We start from the raw sequence: 24,861 nt of genomic DNA on the forward strand, positions 1-24,861 counted from the left end.
GACCGCCACCAGCCGGGCGCTGGGACGCTTTGACTTCTCAGGCTTTTTTGGCCGAAGCCGTCCTGTTTGTTACAGAAAGCTAATTTTCACGAGGCGTTGGCAAGCTTCGAAATGACCATGCCGTCCACGTCCAGCGGGGCTGGACGGCTGAGCAGGAAGCCCTGGAGCTCGCTGCAATGGGCCTCGATCAGCCTCTTCGCCTGCGATTCGGTCTCTACCCCTTCTGCCACCACGGGAATGGACAGGCTCGAACCAAGATGCAGGATGGCGTCCACAATCGCCTGGGCCTTCTTGTCACTCTCCATGGACAGGACGAACGACTTGTCGATCTTGATCCGGTCGAAGGGGAATTGCTGGACAAAGCGCATCGATGAATAGCCGGTACCGAAATCATCAAGGGCGATCTGTACGCCAAGCTTCTTGAGTCGCTCGAGGATGCGGGCCGCGACAATCGTGTTCTGGATCAGACAGGTCTCGGTAATCTCGAGCTCCAGCCGGCTGGCGTCCAGCCCGCTCTTGCGAAGCGCGTCACGGACAGTGGCATACAGCTTCGGATCGAGGAACTGGCGGGCCGACAGGTTCACCGACACGCTGACCTTCTCCTTCCAGCGCGCGGCCGCCTCACAAGCCGTGTAGATCGACCAGCGGCCAATGTCCTGAATGATCAGGCTCTGCTCGGCGACTTCGATGAACGCACCCGGCATGACCAGGCCGTGGCCCGGCCTGTTCCACCGAATAAGCGCCTCATATCCAAGTATCCTCGACGTCCTGGAACACACCTTGGACTGGTAATGGAGGACGAACTCCTCTTCGCGTACCGCCCGCTCGAGGTCCGCTTCCAGTTTGCGCTTTGTCTCGGCCTGCGCGTGCAACTCGCCGTCATAGAAGCGCGCTGTCCGGCGCCCGCCATGCTTGGCGACGTAAAGGGCCCGGTCGGCCGCCTTGAGCAAGGCAGCGGGATCTTCCCACATCAGGCCCGAGGCAATCCCGACGCTGGCCCCTGAGCGAATTGTGACCGCACTATAGCGTATCGGGCGCGACAGGCTCTGGACACATGCCTCGCCGAGCGCAACGAGCGCCTTCTCATCCTTGCCATCCGGGTAGATGACCGCAAACTCGTCGCCGCCGAGGCGCGAGACAATGGCATCCTTTCCGAAGGTGATCCGCAGCCGCTGGGCCGATTCCTTGAGCACCGCATCACCGGCCTCGTGGCCGAACTGGTCATTCACGTCCTTGAACTCGTCGAGGTCGACCAGGAACACGCTGAAGTCCCGGATGGCCGGCGCGTTCTGCGAGGTCCGCTCGTCGAGCGCTTTCTGGAAGGCGGCGCGATTGGGCAGCTGGGTCAGCTGATCGAGATAGGCCAGCTCGCGGATGTGGGCTTCGTTTCGGATACGGTCGCGCAGGTCGTAGAGACTGACGGCGACAAGGCCGCGACCGCTGTCTTCCAGATCGCGCACGCTGAGGTCGACGGGGATTGCCTCGCCGGCACACTGGATTTCATATTCGCAGACCGTATCCGGCCCTGTCCTCAGGGGGTCGAGACCGATCAGGTTTGTGGCCTGTGCGCCAATCAGGGCGTCCCGCGGCGTGCCAAAAAGGGCGACAGCTGCTTCATTGACCTCCACGACGACGCCATCATCGCGGACAACAAGGATGGCTTCCGATGCGGCGTTAACCAGCAGGGACATCGTGCGCTGTTGGCGAAAGCGGAAGCTGGAAAGGACGGTATCCCAGCCGGCTGCGACCGAAGCGGCGACAATCGCGGCGGCGACACCGAGGACGACCCAGCTGCCGAGCGTTGCAGGCGCAATCTCCCAGCCTGCCTGCGCAAATCCGTCGAGCGGAACGACCGTCATCGCGGTCATGCCGATGAAGTGGAGCGATGCGACCGCCGCCATCGATGTCCCGAGCGCGGCCACGTTGCGCGCCTTGCTTTCGGTGCTGAGACTGAAATAGGTCGCGGAAAACAGCGCCAGTGCGGCGACAAACGAGGTGATCACATAGCCGGTGTCGAACTCGATGAGCGCTGACGCCTTCAGGGCGCCAACGCCATAATAGTGCATCGTGGTGACGGTGATCGTCGCCAGCAATGCGCAGGTCGCGCGGCGAAGCGGCGTCATCGCGCCAATCAGGATCTGGCTCGTGGCGAGGAAACCCGAAAGGGCGATCCCGGCCGAGAGAAGCGTCGTCAGACCGTCGAACTGGACGGCAAACCCTGGCCGGTACCCCAGCATGGCAACGAAGTGGGTTGCCCAGATTCCAATGGCGGTAACCGCCCCGGACAGACCGGCCCAGACGCGCTGGCGCATGCGCGTCTCTGCGAGAACGCCGCGCTGATAAACGATGACCGAGCAGACTGAGCCGGTTGCCAGAACAAGAACGGCCGCCAGCACATAAAGCAGGCCATGCTCGCCCGTTACACATGAGAGGATTTGATACATGCCTAGCAGCGGTAGGGCGCTATCATGTATTATGTATTAAAACGTATGCTTTTCAGTGGGTTAATAAACACGCCGCGTACTTTAACCATGCCGGGCGAGCTCATTGGCGTCCGGTTGCCGACAAGCCCTGCCCCGCGACTCTGGATCAGATCTCGCCCCTGATCCGCTTCATGACGCCCGAGAAGTCGAGACCGGCATGGCCGTCCTCATCGAGCTTTGCATAGATTTCCCCGGCATGATGGCCAAGCGGGGTCGAGGCCCCCGCCCCTTCCGCCGACGCCAGCGCCAGCTTGAGGTCCTTCAGCATCATGGCCACGGCAAAACCAGGCTTGTAGTCGCGGTTCGACGGCGCGGCCGGCACCGGCCCCGGAGCCGGACAATAGCTCGTCATCGACCAGCACTGGCCAGAGGCCGTGGAGGAAATATCGAAGAAGGTCTGCGCGTCGAGGCCCAGTTTTTCGGCCAGGTTGAAGGCCTCGCAGGTGCCGATCATGGAGATGCCGAGCAGCATGTTGTTCGCGATCTTGGCAACCTGGCCATTACCCGCCCCGCCGGCATGAAAGACATTCTTCGCCATCTTCTCCAGCACGGGTTTGGCGCGTTCATAACCCTCGTCCGGTCCGCCCACCATGAAGGTCAGCGTCCCGCCTTCAGCCGCCGCGACGCCGCCGGAGACTGGCGCATCGAGATAGATAAAGTCGGCCGCCTCAGCCTTCTTCGCAGCCTCACGGGCTTCCTCCACAGCGATGGTCGAGCAGTCGAGAAACAGCGTCCCCGGCTTCGCATTTGCGGCAACGCCGTCGGCGCCGAAATAGACCTGGTGAACATGCTTGCCCGCTGGCAGCATGGTCACCACGACATCGACGTCGGACACGGCATCGGCGACCGAGGCCGCAGCCGTCGCGCCGCCACTGACGGCCTGCTTCACCGCGTCGTCATTCAGGTCGAACGCCGCCACCTCATAGCCGCCCTTGGCGAGGTTTGCGCACATGCCGGAGCCCATATTCCCGAGCCCGATGAAAGCCAGCTTGCTCATCATTTCTCTCCGATGAATTTGAGTTCGTCTTCGCCTAGCGTCTCAAAGAAGGTGTTCAGGATGACCGGACGCACCTCTTCAAGGCTGCCCGGGGTCCAGTCCGGTTTGTCGTCCTTGTCGATCAGCACCGCGCGCACGCCTTCATGGAAGCTCTTGGTGAGGACGAGCCGCGAAGCGATGCGGTACTCCATGCGCATGTTCTCGCGGAAGTCCTTGCACTGGCCGCCTTCGTGGAGCTGGCGGTGGGCGATCTTGAGCGTGAGCGGTGACTTCTTTTTCAGGCCGGCCGCCTGCCCTTGCGCCCAGTCGCTGCCGGCTTGGAGGCAGCTCACGATCTCCTCGACACTCTGCTTGGCAAAGCAGGCATCGATCTCGGGGATGTGATCGGTGAAACTCGCCCCAGCCTCGGTCTTCAGGCCATCGAGCGCGGAGATGCCGGCTTCGCACAGCGCGTCGGCCAGTCCGTCCGTCTCTTCAGCAAAATGTGTCGCCACACCGACCGCCAGCACGTCCTCGCCCTTCAGCCGCTCACCGGTCAGTGCCAGCCACATGCCCAGCTCACCCGGCAGGCGCGGCAGGAACCAGCCGCCGCCGACATCCGGGAACAGGCCAATGCCCGATTCAGGCATGGCGAACAGCGTGTTCGGCGTCGCGACGCGATAGTCGCCATGCACCGAGATGCCGACACCCCCGCCCATGGTCACGCCGTCGATGATCGCGACATAAGGCTTAGGATATTCCTTGATCAGCGTGTTGAGACGGTACTCGGCCGCGAAGAATTCACGCGCTTCCTTGCCGTCCTTGGCCCCGGATTCGGCCAGCATGCGAACATCGCCGCCCGCGCAGAAGCCGCGCGTGCCCTCGGCATGATCGACGACAATCAGCTCGACACTCTCATCGACTTCCCATTTCACGAGCGCATCCGTCATGCGCTTGACCATGTCGGAATTCAGCGAGTGCAGCGCCTTCGGCCGGTTCAGCGTGATCCGCCCGGCCCTGCCCTGCTTGCGTGCGATGACTGTCGGTTCGCTCATACCTGCCCCTTCATCATTTCACGCGCGACGATGACGCGCATGATTTCATTGGTGCCTTCCAGGATCTGGTGAACGCGAAGGTCGCGCACGATCCGCTCGACTTCATAGTCGCCGAGATAGCCATAGCCCCCATGCAGCTGCAGCGCGTCATTCGCGACCTTGGATGCTGTGTCCGTGACAAAGCGCTTGGCCATGGCGCAGAACTTGGTCTTGTCCGGCGCATTCGCGTCGACCTTGCGGGCCGCGTCGTAGAGCAGCGAACGGGCCGCGGCGAGTTCGGTCTCCATGTCGGCGAGCTTGAACTGTGTCGCCTGGAAATCGATGATGGCGCGGCCAAACTGCTTGCGTTCCTGCACATAGGCAAAGGCCCGGTCGAGCGCGTCCTGCGCGCCACCAAGGGCGCAGGCGGCGATGTTGAGCCGGCCGCCATCGAGGCCTGCCATGGCAAACTTGAAGCCATTGCCCTCGTCGCCAACCCGGTTCGTCGCCGGGATACGGCAATCATCGAAATTGACCATGGCCGTCGGCTGCGCGCGCCAGCCCATCTTGTCTTCATGCTTGCCGAAGGAGAGGCCCGGCGCGTCCTTTTCGACAATGAAGGTCGAGACGCCCTTCGCGCCGCCATCGGCCGTCCGCGCCATCACGACATAGATATCCGAAAAGCCCGCGCCCGAAATGAAGACCTTCGCGCCATTGAGGACGTATTCGTCGCCGTCGAGCTTCGCCGTCGTCTTGAGGCTGGCCGCGTCGGAGCCTGCGCCCGGCTCGGTCAGGCAGTAGGAGGCGATGAGGTCTGTGGCGGTCAGCCGCGGGACATATTTCGCGCGCAGCTGGTCATGGCCGAAACTGTCGATCATCCATGTCGCCATATTGTGGATCGACAGGAAGGCCGCATGGCTGATGTCGCCGCGCGAGAGCTGCTCAAAGATCAGCGCTGCATCGAGCCGGCCGAGACCGGAGCCGCCATGCTCCTCACCAGTGTAGATCCCGCCAAAGCCAAGCTCGCCCAGCGCGACCAGCTTGGCGCGATCCATATGCCCCGCCTTGTCCCATTCTGCCGCGTGGGGACGCAGCTCGCTCATGGCGAAATTCTTCGCCACGTCGGAAATCATCGTCTGTTCTTCCGTCAGAAGCGTCATCGATCCTGCCCTTCAAAAACCCAAACTTCGCGTCAGACTTATTGCATCGTCGGGATGATGAAAGCCTGGTCGCCGATATCGCCTTCCGGCCAGCGCTGGGTAACGGTCTTGATCTTGGTCCAGAAGCGCACGCCTTCGGGGCCATGCTGGTTGGTGTCGCCAAAGGCTGAGCGCTTCCAGCCACCGAACGTATGATAGCTGACCGGCACCGGGATCGGCACATTGATGCCGACCATGCCGACGTTGACCTGCGCGGCAAACTCGCGCGCGGCGCGGCCATTCGAAGTGAAGATCGCAACGCCATTGCCATACTGGTGATTGCTTGGGAGCGCCGCCGCCTCTTCCAGCGTCTCGGCACGCACCACCTGCAGCACCGGGCCGAAGATCTCTTCCTTGTAGGATTTCATGTGCGGCTTCACATTGTCGAACAGGTTCGGCCCGATGAAATAGCCATTCTCGGCGCCCTGCATCTTCAGGCCTCGGCCATCGAGCAGGAGGTCGGCGCCCTCATCGACACCCATCTGGATATAGTCCTCGACCTTGGCCTTATGCGCAGCCGACACGACCGGGCCGTACTGGGCGTCCGGATCGGTCGACACACCAACCTTCAGGCCCTTTGCGGCGTCCAGCATGCGCTCAACGAACTCGTCGCCCGTCTTCTTGCCGACCGTAACAGCCACGGGCAGCGCCATGCAGCGCTCGCCAGCCGAGCCATAGGCCGCGCCGACAATATCCTTCACGGCCTGCTCCATATTGCAGTCCGGCATGATGATGCCGTGGTTCTTCGCCCCGCCCATGGCCTGCACGCGCTTTCCGTGCGCCGTGCCGGTGGCGTAGACATACTGTGCGATGTCGGATGAACCGACAAAGCTGACAGCCTTGATCTCCGGATGCTTCAGGATCGCATCGACGGCGGTCTTGTCGCCGTGCACGACATTCAGCACGCCTTCCGGCGCGCCCGCCTCGAGGAACAGCTCGGCGAGCCGCACCGGCACCGACGGGTCCTTCTCCGACGGCTTCAGCACGAAGGTGTTTCCGCAGGCAATCGCGACAGCAAACATCCAGCACGGGATCATGGCGGGGAAGTTGAATGGCGTGATGCCGGCGACGACACCCAGCGGCTGGCGCATCGAATAAACGTCAATGCCGGGGCCTGCGCCCTCGGTATACTCGCCCTTCTGCAGGTGGGGGATGCCGCAAGCGAACTCGACCACATCGATACCGCGCTGCACATCACCCTTCGAATCGGCGACCACCTTGCCGTGCTCGGAGGAGAGCAGCTCGGCCAGCTCGTCGATGTTCTGCTCAAGCAGATCCTTGAACTTGAAGAGCACGCGGGCGCGGCGCTGCGGGTTGGTCGTCGACCATTCCGGCAGCGCGGCCTTGGCCGCCTCAACAGCCTTGTCGACTTCGCCTTCCGTCGCCAGGCCCACCCTGGCCTGCACTTCGCCGGTATTGGGATTATAGATGTCACCGAAGCGGCCCGACTGGCTTTCAACGCTCTTGCCGGAGATGAAGTGATGCACGCTGCGCATGGCTGAGGCTCCCTGATATGTTGTCTCGTCCTATCGTAAGGACGGCGACCATGCGGGTACACTAAAAGGTTTGCAGCTGACACCTGCAATTTTGCAGGTTAAAAGCTGACATGAACTGGGACGACCTGAAGATCTTTCTCGACGTGGCCCGCCAGCCAAAGCTGGACGAAGCCGCAGCGCACCTGCACCTCGATGCGACCACCGTCAGCCGGCGGATCAAGCGGCTCGAAACCGAACTCGGCCTGACGCTGTTCGAACGCACGCGGCGCGGCCATGCCCTCACGCCAGCAGGCGAAAAGCTCGCCGACCGGGTCGAGGCCATGGAGTCGCTCTCCTTTGACATCATGGCCGAAAGCACACGGGAACAGACAGCCGCGGGCCGCATCCGGCTCGGCGCTACGGAGGGACTCGGATCGGCCGTCATCGCCCCGGCCCTCGCCGACTTCCGGCGGGCTCACCCGAACATCGACGTCGACCTGATCGCCCTGTCCGGTTTTGTCAGCGTCCCGAAACGCCAGGCCGACATGTCGGTCCTGCTGACCCGGCCGAGCGCGGGACGCCTCAGGGTGCGCAGGCTCACCGACTATTCGCTGCGTCTCTATGGCACGGCCGAGTATCTTGCCGCCACGCCGCCGGTTCACTCGCGCACCGACCTCGAACAGCACACGCTGATCGGCTACACCGAAGACCTGATCTATTCCTCGCAGCTGCGCTATCTCGATGAGCTGCTGCCCGGCCTCACCCCCCATCTGTGCAGCCCGAGCATCGTTGCCCAGCTTGAAATGGTTGCGGCGGGGGCCGGTCTCGGCATTCTCCCGGTCTTCATGGCAGACCGTGAGCCTCACCTCGTCCCGGTGCTCGCCGGAGACATCGAAGTGCGTCGCTCCTTCTGGCTGGCCGTTCACGAGGACGTTGCCGGGCTCAAGCGCAACAGCCTCATGGCCGGGTTCCTGGCCGAGCTTCTGGCATCCCTGCCATGAGCTGGCCGGGCGGGTTCTGGAAAAGAAGGGAGAGGACGAAGCGAAGTGCCGGGTGGGGTGTGGCACTCGCTCCGCCCTCCGCGACAAGGCAGGCCTCGCCGCTCTTTGGTGCCTGACTTCGCAAGGCGAAGTCGAATGGATGCTTGCTAAGCTTAGCGGCACATGAACCCTGATATATCGGGCAAAACTGACATCTCGCTGACGCGGCCTGTGGCATGCCGATTGCTGTTCAGCACCACGGGACACGACAGGTTGCTCGTGTTCGCGTAGTCTCAATGGGTTGCTGGCGGGAATGGCCGGCAAATGAGCAGCAGGCAGATCACGATGCGTGTCCTGGTAGTCGAAGACAACAAGAAGCTGGCCATGCTGCTGTCTGAACGCCTTATGGTGCGCGGCATAGACAGCGATGTCTGCCACGCGCTGGACGATGCCGGCGCCTGCCTTCATGCGGGTGGATACGACGCAATCCTGCTCGATCTCGGCCTGCCGGACGGCGATGGTCTGACCTGGCTTTCGACTCTCCCGCGAGAGCGCGCGCCCGTCCTTGTGCTGACGGCACGCGGATCGCTCGAGGACCGCGTGCGTGGACTGGACAATGGCGCGGACGATTACCTCGTAAAACCGGCTGACGCCGAAGAAATCGCCGCCCGCCTGCGCGCCATTTCGCGGCGGCCGGGTCACCGTCTGGATCCGGTCCTGACGCTCGGCGCGCTGACCTTTCACACGGCCGACCGCCAGCTCTTCGTCGACGGCGAACCGGTCTCTCTCGGCGCCAAGGAGGCCAACATGATCGAAGCCCTGCTTCGCCGGCCCGGACGGGTCGTGGCGCGCGAGCAGCTCGAAGCGGCCGTTTACGGATCGATGGAGGCCGTCACACCCAACGCGCTGGAAGCTGTCGCCTCCCGCCTTCGCAAGCGGCTGGCCAATGCATGCGGCGAAGACATGCTGCATACTGTGCGCGGTGTCGGCTATTATCTCGGGACGGGAAGAACCTGATGCAATCCATTCGATCGAGACTGTTGGCGGGGTTGGCGATCTCCGGGCTGATCGGCGGCTCGGTACTCGTCCTGCTTGTGACCCAGCAATACGGTCTGCTGACCGGGCACCACCTCTCAACGACACAGACCCTGCACGAGATCTTCGACCATGTGGTGCTGCCTGTGGGTGTGTTTCTGACCCTCTTCGGGATCGGCGCCTTCCTTGTCGTACGCGACCTTGAGCGCAAGCTTCGCGCGACAGCAAGGCAGGTCAGTCTCGCGGCGGGCTCCCTGCAGGCCTACCAGGCCCCGGTCGAGAACCTGCCGACGGAACTCCGGCCCTATGTGACGGCGGTCAACGACCTCATCCTGCAGCTTTCGAGACATGCCGAGCGCCAGGAAGCCTTTGCCGCCGATGCCGCGCATGAGCTGAAGACCCCGCTCGCCCTGCTTGCGCTGGAGCTGGACAAACTTCCAGAGCACGACACCAGGCGGCTGCAGGAATATCTGACAGCGCTTTCCGACATGATCGACCAGCTGCTGCTCCTGGCCAGGAGCAACGTCACAGAGATCGCAAAGGACAGCCGGATGATCGATCCGGTCGATCTTGGCCGACGTATCGTGGAGGACATGGCCCCCGCAGCCATCGGGAGCGGACGATCACTCTCCTTCGAGACGCACGATCCGTCCTCTTTCCCGGGGCTGGAGGAAGCCGTTGGCGCAGCCGTTCGAACCCTGGTGACGAACGCCCTGCGGGCCACGCCGGAGGGCGGGAATGTCTCGGTCATCGCCGGACCTGGCGCCTGCATAACCGTGTCCGATGGCGGCAGCGGCCTCGACGCAGCGACGCTGAAAAAGCTGAAAGCAAGGGGCGTTCGTGCAGACATTGCGCCGGGCGGTGCTGCCGGGCTGGGCCTTGCTATTGCCGACCGGATCGCCGAGTCGCATGGCGGAGAACTGCAGACCTGCCTGCCTGAGACGACCGGCCTGAAACTCATCTTTCCCGAGCATCCCGGCCGGACAATGCCGGCCGCCGCCGAATAGCTAGGCCTTCCGCTCATCCGGCCAGTAAAGCCGCATCGGATTGTCGACGAGCAGCTTCTTGCGGAGCGCTGGCGCCGGCGCGAGGCGTGGAATGAGGTCAACCAGCGCACCATCGTCGGGAATGGAATCCTGCATGTTGGGATGCGGCCAGTCCGTGCCCCACAGCACGCGATCCTGGAATTCCTCCACCAGGGGCGCAACGCTCTCCACAAAATCGTCAAAGGGCGGGCCCTGCTTCGACAGGCGCTCGGCGCAGCTGACCTTGGTCCAGACATGGGGGCGGGCCCGCAGAAAGGTTCGGAAGGCCTGCATTTCGGCGCCATCGGGCCCATGGCTGACATCCGGGCGCCCCATATGGTCGATGACGATGTCGGTCGGGATCGCATCCATGAAAGGCGTCAGGTCGTCCAGCAGGTCGGCCTCGAAATAGATGACGACATGCCAGCCCAGCCGGTCGATGCGTTTGGCCACCTCAAGGAAGCTGTCCTTTGGTGCATCGTCGACGAGCCGTTTCAGGAAGTTGAACCGCACGCCGCGGATCCCGCCCTCATGGAGCGCATCGAGGCCGTCATCGCTGATCGCCGGATCAACCACAGCCACGCCGCGCGCCCGTCCGTCCGATTTGGCAATGGCATTGAGCGTCGCGCGGTTGTCGGTGCCGTGGCAGCTCGCCTGGACAATGACATTGCGGGCAAAGCCGAGATGATCGCGCAGCGCAAAAAGCTTTTCGGGGCCAGCATCCTCGGGATGGTACTTGGCCTTGGGGCTGAACGGGAAATCGGCTTCGGGTCCGAAGACGTGGCAATGCGCGTCGACAGCGCCGGGCGGAGGCACGAAAGCCGGTCTTGATGGCGACAGCGTCCAGCTCCTGATCCGGGTCATGCGAACACGTCTCCGTCCATCAGCTTGCGCGCCGTGCGCAACAGCGCGGCCGCCTCGACATCGCCTGACTTTCCCACCGTGAGGATGCAGCTCATCTCACCGGTCGGATGCTCGATGGACAGCGTCTTGCGCCGACCCCCGGGAACGTCCGCAACGCCAGCGGCGGGCGAACCGGGCAGCAGGCAGGCCGTCGCGACGGTCACAGCACCCAGCACACCAATCGAGGCATGCGCGCGGTGCGGAATGAAGCTGCGGACGCTGACCGCGCCGCCATGCTTGGGCGGGGCAACGAGCATAAGCTTTGGCACCGACTTTTCCGTCACATCACCAAGATTCATCAGCGGCCCTGCCGTCAGACGAATCTGCTCGATCCGCTTTTTCAACGCGGTGTTGGCGTCGAGCTCATCGCGCGTCTCATAGCCCGTCGCGCCGACATCGCCAGCCTTCATCACGATGCAAGGCATGCCATTGTCGATCAGCGTGCAGGCCACGCCTTCAATCGTGTCGGCCTCATTGCCGGTGGGCAGTAAGGCGCCGCAGCTGGACCCGGCTGTATCGCGGAATTCGAGCGGAATGGGCGCATGCGTGCCAGGCACGCCGTCAATCGCTGCCCTGCCGGTGTAGCGGACCTTGCCGCCGGGTGTCTCTATCTCGGCAACAGCGGTCTGGCCCGTATTCTCCATGAAGATGGTCACGGGCGTGGTCTCATCGCCCGCGGCGACCAGCCCACGCTCTATCGCGAACGGGCCGACGCCGGCGAGCATGTTTCCGCAGTTCTGCTGGTCGCTCACCAGCGCCTGATCGACGAAGACCTGCAGGAACAGATAGTCGACATCGGCGCAGGGACGGGACGACTTCGAGACGACGGCCACTTTGCTGGTCAGCGGGTCGCCGCCGCCCATCCCGTCGATCTGGCGCGTGTCGGGCGAACCCATGACGCGCAGAAGAAAGGCGTTCCTCTCATCCGGATCGGCAGGCAGGTCCTCCTTCAGGAAAAAGGCGCCCTTCGACGTGCCGCCGCGCATCCACATGCAGCGAACGCCATCAGACATATTTGAGGCCCATCTCTTTCAGCCGGGGGCGCATGTCATAGATGTCGAGGCCGAGTTCGCCAGCGGCGAGGCGCTCGCGTTTTTCCTCTTCCCTGGCTTCGCGCGCCCTTGCCTGCACAAGGACCTGTTCGGCCTCTTCGCGGGCAACGACGCACACCCCATCATCGTCGGCAACAATCACGTCCCCCGGACTGATCGCAGCGCCGGCGCACACGACGGGCACATTCACCGAGCCGATCGTGTTCTTCACCGTACCCTGCGAATAAATCGCCTTCGACCAGACCGGAAAGCCCATTTCGGTGAGGTCACGCACGTCGCGCACACCAGCATCGATGACGAGACCACGGCAGCCCCTTGCCATGGCCGAAGTCGCGAGCAGGTCACCGAAATAGCCGTCCTCGCAGGGGCTGGTCGGCGCGAGGACGAGAATGTCGCCTGCCTTCAGCTGTTCGATGGCGACATGGATCATCCAGTTGTCGCCCGGCGGCGCGGATATCGTGACGGCCGACCCGGCAATCCGCGCGCCGCTATAGATCGGCCGTAGACGGCTGGCGAGCAGGCCCTTTCGCCCTTGCGCCTCATGCACCGTGGCGACCCCGGCCCTGCCCAATCCGTCGATCACGTCGCTCGCTGCCCGCTGGATCGACTGAACCACGACACCGCTCATCGCGAAAACCTCCACTTTGAAACAGGAATGTCTTAGTCGCCGGCAGCGGATTTCGGCCATTCGTACTTAGACATAACTATAAGCATATGCTAATAGTCTGATGATGGATCCCTGGGATTTCAATCTCCGCCATTTGCGGGCGTTCGTAAAAACCTTCGAACTGGGAACACTGCTGGCCGCCTCCCGGGCCGTACACATTTCGCAACCAGCACTCACGCAGGGCCTGGTCAGACTCGAGGACCAGCTGAATGTGCGTCTTTTCGACCGTCAGAGCGATGGCATGGTGCCGACGCAGGCCGGTCACCTGCTCGCCCCCCGCGCCGCCGCCGCACTCGAACTGATCCGCTCGCCGAAAGTCACGCACGCCCAGGTCCGCGCCTTTGTCGCGCTCGCGCGGGGCGGCAGCTATGCCGAGGCCAGCGCCGCCACCGGGCTTGCCAAGGCCTCGCTGCATCGCGCGGTCGCCGACCTCGAAGCCTCGCTCGGCATGCGTCTCGCCAAACGCCGGGGCCGCGGCGTGGAGCTGACCAATGCCGGCAAGGCCGCCGCCCGCCGCTACAGGATCGCACACGCGGAACTCGCCGCCGCGATTGACGAGATACGCCAGCTGCTTGGCCAGAGAGCCGGTCAGCTTTCGATCGGGGCGATGCCGCTCTGCCGGGCCCGCGTCCTGCCGAGCAGCATTGTGGCCTTCCAGGACCGCAATCCGGGCAGCCAGATCTTCGTGGCTGAGGGCTCGCATGTCGAACTGATCGAACCATTGCGTGACGGCGACCTCGACTTCCTGATCGGCGCCTTGCGCGACCCGCCGCCCGGCCCGGACCTCGTGCAGGCGCCCCTCTTCAATGACCGGCCCGTCATCCTGGCCCGCTCGAGCCACCCCCTGGCGCAGAAGGCCGAAGCGGTTACGCTTGAGGACGTTGCAGCCTTTGAGTGGTGCGTCCCGCAAAAGGGCGTGCCGCTGCGTGACCGCTGGGAGGCCATGTTTGATGAAATCGGTATCGCGTGCCCGCGTGTAAGGGTGGAATGCGGCTCGGTCATCACCATCCGGCAGATCCTGATGAAAACGGACTGCCTGACCCTGCTGTCACCCGACCAGGTGAAAGTCGAGCTCGAAGCCGGCTGGCTGACGGTGCTCGCCAATGCGCCCGAAACCCTCACCCGCACGATCGGCCTGACCTATCGCGAAGGCTGGCGGCCGACGCGCCTGCAATCGGAGTTCATCGACACGCTGAAGGGCATTTCAACACAAGATATTCTGTTCGTTTAAACTTATAGTCTGGATCGACTTCCAATTGGCGCACGCCCGGGACATGTGCCTATCCAGACGCCATGACTGTCCGCACGGCATTTCTCGGATTTGGCGAAGCCGCGAGCGCATTTGCGTCCGATCCCCGCTGGACAGGTGATGCCTTTGGTTACGACCTGAAGCTCGACGATGCGGGCGCCCGCGACGCCAAGATGCGCGACTTCGGAGCGGCGGGCGTGGACGTCTCTGCGTCTTGCGAAGACGCCATTTCCAGTGGCGATCAGGTCCTGTCCCTGGTCACAGCCGACCAGTCGCTTGCCGCAGCCAAGACGGCGTCTGGCTACCTCAACGAAGGCACACTCTTTTTCGACATGAATTCAGTCGCCCCGCAGCGCAAGCGCGAGGCAGCCATCTTCATCGGGGCGGCTGGCGGGCGCTATGTCGATGTCGCGGTAATGTCGCCGGTCTACCCCGCGCAGCTGGATGTGCCGCTCCTGCTCAGCGGGCCGCATGCCGAAGAAGGCGAGCCGGCCCTCAAGGCGCTGGGGTTCGGCAAGGTCCGCCAGGTCGGTGCTGAGATCGGCCGCGCGTCGGTCATCAAGATGATCCGGTCAGTCATGGTGAAAGGCATTGAGGCGCTGACCGCCGAATGCGTGCTGGCCGCCGATGCAGCCGGTGTCGTCGATGAGGTCTTGGAATCGCTCGGCGCGGAATGGCCAGGCCGCGCAAACTATAATCTCGAACGCATGCTGGTTCACGGCAATCGCCGGGCCGCGGAAATGGAAGAGGTCTGCGCCACGCTTGAGAGTCTCGGCATCCAGCCGGCACTGACGCGAGGCACCGTCCGCCGCCAGCGAGAGCTTGGCCTGCTCGGCCATCACACACCGCCCACACGGCTGGAAGACAAACTCTCGCTCATTTCAGGGACAAAGGAGGCGCGCACCGCATGAGCCTCATCATCGACTGTCATGGGCACCATACGGTTGCCCCCCAGAAGCACCTCGACTACCGCGCGGCGCAGAAGGCGCGCCTGAAGGACCCGTCGCTGCCCCGGCCAGACCGTCCGCACATCAGCGATGACGAAATCCGGGAAGGTATCGAGGCCAACCAGCTGAGACTGCTGCGCGAGCGCGGCGCTGACATGACGATCTTCTCGCCACGCGCCTCCCGCATGGAGCCGCATGTTGGCGACCCGGAAACGGCGATCGACTGGTCGCGCGCCTGCAACGATCTCATCGCCCGGGTCGTCGATCTTTACCCGGAGACCTTCATCGGCGTCTGCATGCTGCCGCAAAACCCGAAGGCTGACATGACAGCCTCAATCGCGGAGCTGCACCGCTGCGTGAACGAGTTCGGCTTTGTCGGCTGCAACCTCAACCCTGACCCGTCGGGCGGCCACTGGACGGCGCCGCCGCTGACGGACCGCTACTGGTACCCGTTCTACGAAGCCATGTGCGAGCTCGACGTGCCAGCCATGATCCACGTCTCGGGCTCGTGCAATCCGACATTCCACGCCACGGGCAGCTATTACATCGCCGCCGACACGAACGCCTTCATGCAGTTCATCGAAGGCGACCTTTTCAGGGACTTCCCGGAGCTGCGCTTCATCATCCCGCATGGCGGCGGCGCGGTACCCTATCATTGGGGACGCTATCGCGGCCTCGCCGACATGCTCGACCAGCCCGCGCTCGACGGTCATGTCATGCAGAACGTCTATTTCGATACCTGCGTCTATCACCAGCCGGGCATCGATCTCCTGTTCGAGGTGATCGACACGAAGAACATCCTTTTCGGCTCGGAAATGGTCGGGGCCGTGCGCGGCATCGACCCGCAGACCGGCCAGTATTTCGACGACACCAAACGCTATGTCGATGCGCTGCACCTCTCCGCGGAGGATCGCCATGCGATCTTCGAGGGCAATGCAAGGCGGGTCTATCCGCGTCTGGACGCAAGGCTGAAGGAGATGGGAAAGTGACCTTTATCCGCAACAGATGGTATGTCGCCGCCTGGGATGGCGAAGTCGCCAATGCGCCGCTCGCGCGGATGATCTGCAACGAGCCGATCGTACTATACCGCAAGCTCGACGGCACGGCTGTCGCCATGCGCGACGCCTGTCCGCACCGTTTGCTGCCGCTCTCCATGGGCATGCGCGAGGGCGACAATATCCGCTGCAAGTATCACGGCATGGTCATCACGCCGGAAGGCAAGCCGTGCGAGATGCCGCTGACCCATGAGCGGGTCAATGAGAAGATCACCACGCCGGTTTACCCGGTCGTCGAGAAGCACCGCTATGTGTGGGTCTGGATCGGTGAGCCCGAAAAGGCCGACGAAAATCTGGTCCCCGACTTCTGGCCCTGCTCGGCCGAAGGCTGGGTCTTCGATGGCGGCTACATGAAGGTGAATTGCGACTATCGCCTGTTCATCGACAATCTCATGGACCTGACCCACGAGACCTATGTCCACATGGGGTCCATCGGCCAGAAGGAACTGATGGAGGCGCCGCTCGAAACGCGGGTGGAAGGCGATGAGGTATTCCTGTCGCGCTGGATGCCGAATATCGATCCGCCGCCCTTCTGGCGCGAAGCCCTGAAGAAAACCGGCAAGGTCGACCGCTGGCAGATCTGCCAGTTCATCGAGCCTTGCTCGGTCATCATCGATGTCGGCGTTTCGCCGGTCGAGGCGGGCGACACGCTGGAAAGTCACGACTCCGGCGTGCGCGGTTTCGTCATCGACTCGATGACACCGGAGACCGAGACGAGCTGCCACTACTTCTGGGGCATGGCGCGCAATTTCGACATTCACGATGCCGGCGTGACCGCGCGCATCAAGGCCGGCCAGGACAACATCTTCAATGAAGACATCGAAGTCCTTGAAGGCCAGCAAAAGAATATCGCCCTCAATCCGGACATGAAGCTGCGGGTCCTGTCCATCGATTCCGGCGGTGCCCATGCGCGGAAGATCATCGAAAGGCTGATGGCCGATGCATAGAAGCGTCAGCGACTATATGAGCGAGTTCGACGATATCCCCGGCACGCGGGTCTATACGACCAGGCGCGCCCGACAGGGATACTGGCTGAACCAGTTCTGCATGAGCCTGATGAAGCCGGAAAACCGGGAGCGCTGGCGCGCTGACGAAGCGGCCTATCTCGCCGACTGGAAACTGACCGACGCGCAGAAAGAGGCCGTCCTCGCGCGCGACTATAACCGCCTGCTCGATCTTGGCGGCAACATCTACTACCTCGCCAAGCTGTTCTCCACCGATGGCCAGTCCTTCGTCCAGGCCGTCTCGACGATGACCGGCATGAGCGTCGAGGACTACAAGGCCATGATGATGGCCGGCGGCCGCTCGCCCGACGGTGTTCGCTCCATCAGGGAGGGCACCTGACATGGCCAGGCTGACCGCAGGCATCGCCACGAGCCATGTCCCGCTGATCGGCGTGGCCATCGACCAGGGCAAGACCGAAGAGGACTACTTCAAGCCGATCTTCGCCGGCTATGAGTGGACAAAGGAATGGATCCGCAAACCGGAGAACAAGCCGGATGTCGTAATCCTCGTCTACAACGACCACGCTTCCGCCTTCGACATGAACCTGATCCCGACCTTCGCGATCGGCTGTGCGGAGGAATTCGAACCCGCCGATGAGGGCTGGGGCCCGAGGCCGGTCCCTGTCGTGAAGAATGATGCCGATTTTGCCTGGCACATCGCGCAGAGCCTGATCATCGACGAGTTCGACATGACCATCATCAACAAGATGGATGTCGATCACGGGCTGACCGTGCCGCTATCTGCCATGTTCGGGCAGCCTGATGCGTGGCCCGTGAAGGTCGTCCCGATCGCCGTGAATGTGGTCACCTACCCTGTCCCGTCCGGCGAGCGCTGCTGGAAGCTTGGCGAAGCCATTGCACGCGCCGTTGCCGACTATCCTGAAGACCTGAAAGTCCAGATCTGGGGCACGGGCGGCATGAGCCACCAGCTGCAGGGACCTCGCGCCGGTCTCATCAACCAGGAATGGGACCAGAAATTCCTCGACGACCTGACGGCCGATCCACAGCGCCTGCGCAGCATCGAAGCGATCGAATACCTGCGCGAGACCGGCTCGGAAGGGATCGAAATGGTCATGTGGCTGATCATGCGCGGCGCCCTGCAGGGCGATGTCCGCGAACTTCACCGCCACTATCACGTCCCGGCCTCGAATACGGCCCTGGGACACATCGTATTGGAGAATGCCTGATGAAACTCGCACTCGCTGGCGCCGGCGCCTTTGGCGAAAAGCACCTCGACGGACTCGACAAGATTGATGGCGTGGAGGTCGTTGCCCTGGTCGGCCGTACGCTCGAAAAGACGAAAGAGATTGCTGACCGGCGCGGCATCGCGACGGCAACGACAGACCTCGATGAGGTCCTCGCCATGGATGACGTCGACGCGGTCATCCTGTGCACACCGACACAGATGCACGCCGCCCAGGCGATCGCCTGCATGAATGCGGGCAAGCATGTCGAGGTCGAAATCCCGCTTGCCGACAGCTGGGAAGACGCGCAGGCCGTGATGGCCAAGCAGAAGGAAACCGGCCTTGTCTGCATGGTCGGCCATACGCGCCGCTTCAACCCGTCCCACCAATGGGTGCACAACAAGATCAAGGCGGGCGAACTCTCGATCCAGCAGATGGATGTGCAGACCTATTTCTTCCGCCGCACCAACACCAACGCCAAGGGCGAGCCGCGCAGCTGGACCGACCACCTGCTCTGGCATCATGCCGCGCACACCGTCGACCTCTTCCAGTACCAGACCGGCGAGAAAGTCGTCGTCGCGCAGGCCGTTGAAGGCCCGCACCATCCTGAGCTCGGCATCGCCATGGACATGTCGATCCAGCTGAAGACCGAGACCGGCAAGATCTGCACGCTGTCACTGTCCTTCAACAATGACGGCCCGCTCGGCACCTTCTTCCGCTATATCTGCGACAACGGCACCTACATCGCGCGCTATGACGACCTCGTCACGGGCCGCGAGGAGCCGGTCGATGTTTCGAAGGTCGACGTGTCGATGAACGGCATCGAGCTTCAGGACCGCGAATTCATCGCCGCCATAAGGGAAGGCCGCGAGCCGAACAGCTCAGTCGCAAAGCTCCTGCCCTGCTACGAGACGCTCTACGAACTCGAACAGGGCATGAAGTGATGAAAACCGATGTCGCCATCGTCGGGGCCGGCCCGGCTGGCCTCATGCTCGCCCACCTGCTTCGCCAGGCCGGCATCGATGTTGTCGTGCTCGAACGCAAGTCGTCCGACTATGTGCTCTCGCGCATCCGGGCGGGCGTGCTTGAGCAGGTCACCGTCGATCTTCTCGACGAACTCGACCTTGGCGAGCGCATGCACAGGGAAGGCCTGCCGCATGAAGGCTTCTTCCTGGCCGATGGCGAACGCCTGATCCACATAAACATGGCCGAGCTGACTGGCCGGTCTGTCATGGTCTACGGCCAGACCGAGGTCACAAGGGACCTTATGAATGCCAGCGCGGCGCGTGGCGTCGAGGTGGTGTACGAGGCCGAAGATGTTGCCCTGCACGATATCGACAACGAAAGCCCATATGTCACCTACCTGAAGAACGGCACCGAGCACCGCGTGGATGCCCGCTTCATCGCCGGATGCGACGGCTTTCACGGCCCATCCCGCCAGGCCATTCCAGACACTGTCGGCCGGGCCTATGAGCGGGTCTACCCGTTTGGCTGGCTCGGCATCCTTGCGGATGTGCCACCCTGTAATGACGAGCTGATCTACGCCAATCACGAGAACGGATTTGCGCTCGCCTCAATGCGCTCGAAGACGCGCTCGCGCTATTACATCCAGGTCCCGCTCGACGAGAAGCTGTCGGACTGGCCTGACGACCGGCTCTGGGACGAACTCGCGACGCGCCTCGGCCCCGATGCGGCCAGCCACATCACCCGTGGGCCGGCGCTGGAAAAATCCATCGCCCCGCTGCGGTCCTATGTTTTCGAGCCGATGCGGTATGGCAGCCTGTTCCTGGCAGGCGACTCCGCACACATCGTGCCACCAACCGGGGCCAAGGGACTCAACCTCGCCTCTTCTGATGTGGCTTACCTGTCGCGTGCGATGATCGAATACTTCAAGGAGGGCAGGAGCGAGGGTATCGACGCCTACTCGCAGACCGCCCTTGCCCGGGTCTGGAAGTCGGAACGCTTCTCCTGGACACTGACGACGCTGATGCACCGCTTCCCGGATGGCGGGGCTTTCGGCCGGCGCATGCAGGTGGCCGAGCTTGACTATATTGCCGGTTCGAGGGCAGCACAGACCTCGATTGCGGAAAATTACATCGGACTGCCTCTATGACATTCTCGAAGCGCGCCATTGGCGGAACAGACCTCAACCCAGTCGGCCTGGGGTGCATGTCACTCAGCCAGGCCTACTTCCCGCTTCCGAGCGAGGAAGATGGCGAAAGACTGCTGAACCGCGCCCTCGATCTTGGCTATGATCATTTCGACACCGCGCGGCTCTACGGTCTCGGCCACAATGAAAAGCTGCTGTCACGCGTGCTGAAGACACGCCGTGACGAGGTCTTCCTCGCCTCGAAATGCGGGATCGAATTCGACGACGGCAGGCGCCGCATCGACTGCCAGCCGGCCACCATCCGCCGGGCCGTGGACAAGAGCCTTGCGACGCTGGGTGTCGACCATATCGACCTCTATTACCTGCACCGGCGCGACTTCAACACGCCCATCGAAGAGAGCGTCGGCGCGCTGGCGGACCTGAAGACGGAAGGCAAGATCGGCACGATCGGTCTTTCGGAGATGTCGTCGGCCACGCTGCGCGCCGCCCATGCCGAGCACCCGGTCGGAGCGATGCAGACCGAATACTCCCTGTGGACCCGCAATCCGGAGCTGGGCGTGCTCGAGACCTGCGGTGAGCTCGGCGTGGCTTTCGTTGCCTTCTCACCGGTCGCCCGGGGCGCGCTCGCGCGCGGCGTGAAGGATCCGAGCACGCTGCCAGACAAGGATCTGCGGCGCACGCATCCGCGCTTCGACGAGACCAACTGGCCGGCGAACCTGGCATTGGTCGAACAGTTCAACGCACTCGCAGACGGGGCGGGCATCACGCCGGCGCAGCTTGCCCTGAGCTGGGTCCTGTCGCGCGGCGACCATGTCCATGTCATCCCTGGAACGGCGTCCATTCCTCATCTTGAAGAGAATTTCGAGACGCTGGCTCTCAATGTCAGCCAGGACGTCCTCGACAAGGCCGACAGGCTGATCAACCAGTCGACCGTCTCGGGACACCGTTATCCCGAGCGCCTGCAACGAACCATCGACACTGAAGACTTCGTCTGACCGCTCGACCCGGCCCGCGCGCCTATCCGTAGTCTCCACACTTGCACCCGCCCGCGCCGGCCGCCAAAACTCGCAGGCTGTAGCAAACGGGTCTCGCGCTGTGACTGATGGATAGCCTGTTTACATTCCTCGGCGGCCTCGGCCTGTTCCTCGTCGGCATGCAGGTGCTGACCGACGGGCTGAAAGGCCTTGCGGAAGAGACGCTTCGCAAGCTGCTGGTGCGCTTCACGCAAAGCCCGCTCAGCGGTGCGGTGACCGGGGCAATGGCCACCGCGATCCTGCAATCCTCAAGCGCCACGACCGTGGCAGCGGTCGGCTTTGTCGGCGCCGGCCTGCTGAGCTTCAACCAGGCGCTTGGCATCATCTTCGGCGCGAACATCGGAACGACCATTACCGGCTGGATCGTCGCCCTGGTCGGCTTCAAGCTCGAACTGACAGCGCTGGTCTTTCCGCTCGCCTTCCTCGGTGCGATGCTGAACCTGTTCACCCGCGGCTGGATCCAGAAAACCGGCTGGGCGATTGCCGGCTTCAGCCTGATCTTCATCGGCATCGACGCGCTGCAATCGGGCATGTCGGTGCTGGAGAGCGCGGTCACGCCGGACACGTTTCCGGGCGACACCATCTTCGGTCGCCTGCAGCTTGTCGGGATCGGTATCCTCGTCACCATTGTCACCCAGTCCTCGAGCGCCGGCGTGGCAACCGCGCTGGTCGCGCTCAGCGTGGGCGCCATCTCCTTCAGCCAGGCCGCCGCCCTCGTCATTGGCATGGATGTCGGCACGACCTTCACCGCCTTCCTGGCGACGCTCGGGCGTGGCACTGCCATGCGCCGCACCGGCTATGCCCATGTCGTCTACAACCTGATGACCGGCATCATGGCCTTCTGCATCCTGACACCCTTCGCGATGATCATCTCGAACTGGCTGGCGCTCGACCAGGCCGGCGACGCACAGATCGCGCTCGTGGCTTTCCATTCCACGTTCAACATACTGGGCGTCATCGTGATCATCGGCTTCACGCGCCAGTTCGCCCGGCTGATCGAAACCATCGTACCCGGCCGAGAGGGCGAGATGTTCGGCGAACTGGAAGACCGCCTCCTGCGCGATGGCACCGCCGCGACAGACGCCGCCGCCGGGCAGGCGAACCGCATCGCGCTGAGCCTGGTCCACAAGCTGGAGCGGATCCTGACCAATCCGTCAGCCCGCCATCTCGGTTCGACCGATGCCGAGGGGGCCGCGCTGGAAGAGCTGTCGGACTATGTCGTTCGCATCCGGACCGATCCGGGCTCGCCGGCAAATTACCGCCTGCAATCTGTCCTGCATGCCCTTGATCACATGTCCCGGCTGCAGCGACGCATGGCGGGCTTGCGCGAGGCGCGGCTCAGCTTTGCGCAAGGCGATATCCAGGCCGCGGCCCGCAGCCTGAAGCCGATCCTGGGCGAAATCCATGACGGCGGCTTCACCGGCGAGCTTGTCGAGCGTCTCGATGCGGCGCGCCAGGACTTCCGTGACCAGCGCGAGACGCTGCGCCATGCCGCCATCGCCCACATGACCGAGGCCGAGCTCGATGCAGACATCGCCATGCGCCAGCTCGAAACGATGCGCTGGCTTCACCGGTGCACCTATCATGTCTGGCGCATGGGCGTTCACCTGGAGAATGCCCTCTCCAGCAGTCCGAAGGCGCTGCTCATCACAGAAGAGCACCGTATCGAAGCGGCCCAGCCTGCCCCGCCGGCGCAATGAACGCGATGGTGCGGTGCCGAAAAAGAGGAACGGTGGTGCGCCCACGAGGATTCGAACCTCGGACCCGCTGATTAAGAGTCAGCTGCTCTACCAACTGAGCTATAGGCGCCTGAATTTTGGAAAGGGCGACATAGTCCTTCTCACTGGAAAAGGCAAATGCCCTTTTCAGGACAGGCCACGGTCTCAGATCTCGTAGTCCGGCAGCGAGGCAAACGCCGATTTCAGCGCCTCGCCCCAATTGTCCGAGATCAGATTGAAATAGGGATCGTCTTCCTCGATCCGCCGCTGGGCCTTGATGGCGAGGCTGTCGGTCTCATAGAGCAGCAGGTCGAGCGGCAGGCCAACCGACAAATTCGCCTTCAGCGTTGAGTCGAAAGACACCATCATCAGCTTCACCGCCGCCTCGAAACTCATGTCCGGGTCATAGGCGCGCACCAGGATCGGGCGGCCATACTTGGTCTCCCCGATCTGGAAGAAAGGCGTCTCCTCGCTGGCTTCGACGAAATTGCCTTCGGGATAGATCATGAAGAGGCGCGGCGGGGCGCCCTTGATCTGCCCGCCAAGGATGATCGTCGCCTTGAAGGGCGATTCCGCATCCGGCCCCTGGCTCGGTGCACTTTCACGGATCACGTCGCGCAGCACCTTGCCGACTGTGCGGGCCGCCTGGAACATGGTCGGCACTTCGAGGATGGAGGGGCTGCGTTCTTCCGGCGCCTTGGTGCGCTCGTCCAGCATGCTGACCACGGCCTGCGTCGTGGCGAGGTTGCCCGCCGTCATCATCACGATGACGCGCTCATCCGGCTGGGTCCAGGTGAACATCTTCCGGTATCTGGAAACATTGTCGACGCCGGCATTGGTTCGGGTGTCGGACATGAACACCAGGCCCCGGTCGAGGCGAAGTCCCACACAATATGTCATCTTATGCCGAAACGGCCCCGCCTATTGCTGTTGCACCTGGACAGAAACGTCCAATCCCTCCTGCGCGTGGCCGAAAGTCATCCCGGACACGGGGGCAGCATCCAGATAATCGAGCCCGGTTGCCACCGCGACGTATTTTTCATCCGGCGAAATGGCATTGGAGACGTCGAATCCGACCCACCCCAGCCCATCAACATACGCTTCCGCCCACGCATGGGAAGCATCCTGTTGCACACGATCTGTCATCATCAGATAGCCGCTGACATAGCGGGCCGGAAACCCCAGCAGCCGGGCGCAGGTGATGAAGACATGGGTGTGGTCCTGGCAGACGCCATGGCCGGCGGCGGCCGCCTCCTCAGCTGTGGTCTGCGCATGGGTTTGCCCCGTCTCATAGGCGATTTCCGCGCCGATCAGCTCCATCAGGCCGTGCAGGCGCGCGACATCATCCTCGAAGTCTGCGCCAAGGCCGCGCGCGAGCTTTCGCAGCGTCGGGCCCGGCGCCGTCAGCGGGGTCTTGCGGTTGTACAGCCAGAGCGGCGTCCAGCCTGCATGTTCGCCGACAATCCCGGCCTGGTCATGCGTCTCCACCTCCCCGACAGCCCTGAACACCAGTTCGCGTGCGCCCTCCTCGATGCTGATCAGCTGCGTCGCATTGTTGAACTGGTCGACGAAGGCCACTTCTTCCTTGCCGCCCTCCAGTTCGATCTGCCAGGAAACCACCTCCTGCCCTCGCCGCGTCTTGGGCGTCAGGCGCAGTTGCTGCAGCGCGTAGCTGACAGGCTCCGCAAACTGGTAACGGGTCTGGTGGGCGATCTTCAGGCGCATGGGCAG

General features: G+C 63.1%; 23 protein-coding genes and 1 tRNA gene. 13 read left to right on the forward strand and 11 right to left on the reverse strand.

The window, feature by feature from the left end; genetic code table 11:
- Positions 1 to 86 precede the first annotated feature (86 nt).
- The 5 genes from D1223_RS13315 to D1223_RS13335 form a co-directional block, all read right to left on the reverse strand.
- Positions 87 to 2,444, reverse strand: coding sequence for an EAL domain-containing protein (locus D1223_RS13315; protein ID WP_119376902.1), 2,358 nt, complete (start codon positions 2,442 to 2,444; stop codon positions 87 to 89).
- A 145-nt stretch (positions 2,445 to 2,589) separates the two neighbouring features.
- On the reverse strand, positions 2,590 to 3,480 hold the full coding sequence (mmsB, locus tag D1223_RS13320; protein WP_119376903.1) for a 3-hydroxyisobutyrate dehydrogenase: 891 nt from the start codon (positions 3,478 to 3,480) through the stop codon (positions 2,590 to 2,592).
- Entirely contained in the window at positions 3,480 to 4,514 is a 1,035-nt protein-coding gene (locus tag D1223_RS13325) for an enoyl-CoA hydratase/isomerase family protein (protein WP_119376904.1), read from the reverse strand. The genes mmsB and D1223_RS13325 overlap by 1 nt, the downstream gene beginning before the upstream one ends.
- Positions 4,511 to 5,653 (reverse strand): acyl-CoA dehydrogenase family protein, encoded by a 1,143-nt coding sequence (locus tag D1223_RS13330; protein WP_119376905.1) that lies wholly within the window; start codon positions 5,651 to 5,653, stop codon positions 4,511 to 4,513. Before D1223_RS13330 ends, D1223_RS13325 begins: the two co-directional genes overlap by 4 nt.
- 38 nt (positions 5,654 to 5,691) lie before the next feature.
- Positions 5,692 to 7,188 (reverse strand): CoA-acylating methylmalonate-semialdehyde dehydrogenase, encoded by a 1,497-nt coding sequence (locus D1223_RS13335; protein WP_119376906.1) that lies wholly within the window; start codon positions 7,186 to 7,188, stop codon positions 5,692 to 5,694.
- A gap of 110 nt (positions 7,189 to 7,298) precedes the next feature.
- Here D1223_RS13335 and D1223_RS13340 point away from each other — a divergent pair, with 110 nt between their 5' ends.
- From D1223_RS13340 to D1223_RS13350, 3 genes are all read left to right on the forward strand, one after another.
- Positions 7,299 to 8,168 carry a LysR family transcriptional regulator gene (locus tag D1223_RS13340; protein WP_119376907.1) on the forward strand — a complete coding sequence of 290 codons (870 nt, stop codon included), beginning with the start codon at positions 7,299 to 7,301 and terminating at the stop codon, positions 8,166 to 8,168.
- Positions 8,169 to 8,471: 303 nt separating this feature from the next.
- A complete protein-coding gene (locus D1223_RS13345; RefSeq protein ID WP_233350123.1) occupies positions 8,472 to 9,164 on the forward strand; it encodes a response regulator transcription factor in 693 nt (230 codons plus the stop codon).
- Positions 9,164 to 10,189 (forward strand): sensor histidine kinase, encoded by a 1,026-nt coding sequence (locus D1223_RS13350; RefSeq protein ID WP_158588486.1) that lies wholly within the window; start codon positions 9,164 to 9,166, stop codon positions 10,187 to 10,189. Before D1223_RS13345 ends, D1223_RS13350 begins: the two co-directional genes overlap by 1 nt.
- Here D1223_RS13350 and D1223_RS13355 read toward each other — a convergent pair whose 3' ends face one another.
- The 3 genes from D1223_RS13355 to D1223_RS13365 are packed head-to-tail and all read right to left on the reverse strand — an operon-like array spanning position 10,190 to position 12,790.
- A complete protein-coding gene (locus tag D1223_RS13355; protein WP_119376910.1) occupies positions 10,190 to 11,071 on the reverse strand; it encodes an amidohydrolase family protein in 882 nt (293 codons plus the stop codon).
- Complete coding sequence (locus D1223_RS13360; RefSeq protein WP_119376911.1) at positions 11,068 to 12,123, reverse strand: 4-oxalomesaconate tautomerase; 1,056 nt, start codon at positions 12,121 to 12,123, stop codon at positions 11,068 to 11,070. The genes D1223_RS13355 and D1223_RS13360 overlap by 4 nt, the downstream gene beginning before the upstream one ends.
- On the reverse strand, positions 12,116 to 12,790 hold the full coding sequence (locus D1223_RS13365) for a 4-carboxy-4-hydroxy-2-oxoadipate aldolase/oxaloacetate decarboxylase (protein ID WP_119376912.1): 675 nt from the start codon (positions 12,788 to 12,790) through the stop codon (positions 12,116 to 12,118). The genes D1223_RS13360 and D1223_RS13365 overlap by 8 nt, the downstream gene beginning before the upstream one ends.
- A gap of 100 nt (positions 12,791 to 12,890) precedes the next feature.
- Here D1223_RS13365 and D1223_RS13370 point away from each other — a divergent pair, with 100 nt between their 5' ends.
- The 10 genes from D1223_RS13370 to D1223_RS13415 all read left to right on the forward strand — a co-directional run bounded on the left by D1223_RS13370 (position 12,891) and on the right by D1223_RS13415 (position 23,112).
- Positions 12,891 to 14,060, forward strand: coding sequence for a LysR family transcriptional regulator (locus tag D1223_RS13370; protein ID WP_233353162.1), 1,170 nt, complete (start codon positions 12,891 to 12,893; stop codon positions 14,058 to 14,060).
- A 62-nt stretch (positions 14,061 to 14,122) separates the two neighbouring features.
- On the forward strand, positions 14,123 to 14,989 hold the full coding sequence (locus D1223_RS13375; protein WP_119376913.1) for an NAD(P)-dependent oxidoreductase: 867 nt from the start codon (positions 14,123 to 14,125) through the stop codon (positions 14,987 to 14,989).
- Entirely contained in the window at positions 14,986 to 16,014 is a 1,029-nt protein-coding gene (locus D1223_RS13380; RefSeq protein ID WP_119376914.1) for an amidohydrolase family protein, read from the forward strand. Before D1223_RS13375 ends, D1223_RS13380 begins: the two co-directional genes overlap by 4 nt.
- Entirely contained in the window at positions 16,011 to 17,027 is a 1,017-nt protein-coding gene (locus tag D1223_RS13385; protein WP_119376915.1) for an aromatic ring-hydroxylating dioxygenase subunit alpha, read from the forward strand. Before D1223_RS13380 ends, D1223_RS13385 begins: the two co-directional genes overlap by 4 nt.
- Complete coding sequence (gene ligA, locus D1223_RS13390) at positions 17,020 to 17,424, forward strand: protocatechuate 4,5-dioxygenase subunit alpha (protein WP_119376916.1); 405 nt, start codon at positions 17,020 to 17,022, stop codon at positions 17,422 to 17,424. The genes D1223_RS13385 and ligA overlap by 8 nt, the downstream gene beginning before the upstream one ends.
- A 1-nt stretch (position 17,425) precedes the next feature.
- Positions 17,426 to 18,271: a class III extradiol dioxygenase subunit beta gene (locus D1223_RS13395; RefSeq protein WP_119376917.1), complete on the forward strand. Its 846-nt coding sequence runs from the start codon at positions 17,426 to 17,428 to the stop codon at positions 18,269 to 18,271.
- Positions 18,271 to 19,212 (forward strand): Gfo/Idh/MocA family oxidoreductase, encoded by a 942-nt coding sequence (locus D1223_RS13400; protein ID WP_119376918.1) that lies wholly within the window; start codon positions 18,271 to 18,273, stop codon positions 19,210 to 19,212. The genes D1223_RS13395 and D1223_RS13400 overlap by 1 nt, the downstream gene beginning before the upstream one ends.
- The gene (pobA, locus tag D1223_RS13405) at positions 19,212 to 20,381 is read left to right on the forward strand and encodes a 4-hydroxybenzoate 3-monooxygenase (protein WP_119376919.1); all 1,170 of its coding nucleotides are present in this window, start codon (positions 19,212 to 19,214) and stop codon (positions 20,379 to 20,381) included. The genes D1223_RS13400 and pobA overlap by 1 nt, the downstream gene beginning before the upstream one ends.
- A complete protein-coding gene (locus D1223_RS13410; protein WP_119376920.1) occupies positions 20,378 to 21,373 on the forward strand; it encodes an aldo/keto reductase in 996 nt (331 codons plus the stop codon). The genes pobA and D1223_RS13410 overlap by 4 nt, the downstream gene beginning before the upstream one ends.
- Before the next feature lie 107 nt (positions 21,374 to 21,480).
- The gene (locus tag D1223_RS13415; RefSeq protein ID WP_119376921.1) at positions 21,481 to 23,112 is read left to right on the forward strand and encodes a Na/Pi cotransporter family protein; all 1,632 of its coding nucleotides are present in this window, start codon (positions 21,481 to 21,483) and stop codon (positions 23,110 to 23,112) included.
- 33 nt (positions 23,113 to 23,145) lie between these two features.
- On the opposite strand, the gene D1223_RS13420 is transcribed toward D1223_RS13415, so the two are convergent.
- From D1223_RS13420 to D1223_RS13430, 3 genes are all read right to left on the reverse strand, one after another.
- Positions 23,146 to 23,221 (reverse strand) — tRNA-Lys (locus tag D1223_RS13420).
- A gap of 74 nt (positions 23,222 to 23,295) precedes the next feature.
- Positions 23,296 to 24,030 (reverse strand): proteasome-type protease, encoded by a 735-nt coding sequence (locus tag D1223_RS13425; RefSeq protein WP_119376922.1) that lies wholly within the window; start codon positions 24,028 to 24,030, stop codon positions 23,296 to 23,298.
- A gap of 21 nt (positions 24,031 to 24,051) precedes the next feature.
- A complete protein-coding gene (locus tag D1223_RS13430) occupies positions 24,052 to 24,855 on the reverse strand; it encodes a transglutaminase family protein (protein ID WP_119376923.1) in 804 nt (267 codons plus the stop codon).
- Between the last annotated feature and the right edge of the window lie 6 nt (positions 24,856 to 24,861).

Source organism: Henriciella mobilis (assembly GCF_003576285.1).
GTDB lineage: Bacteria > Pseudomonadota > Alphaproteobacteria > Caulobacterales > Hyphomonadaceae > Henriciella > Henriciella mobilis.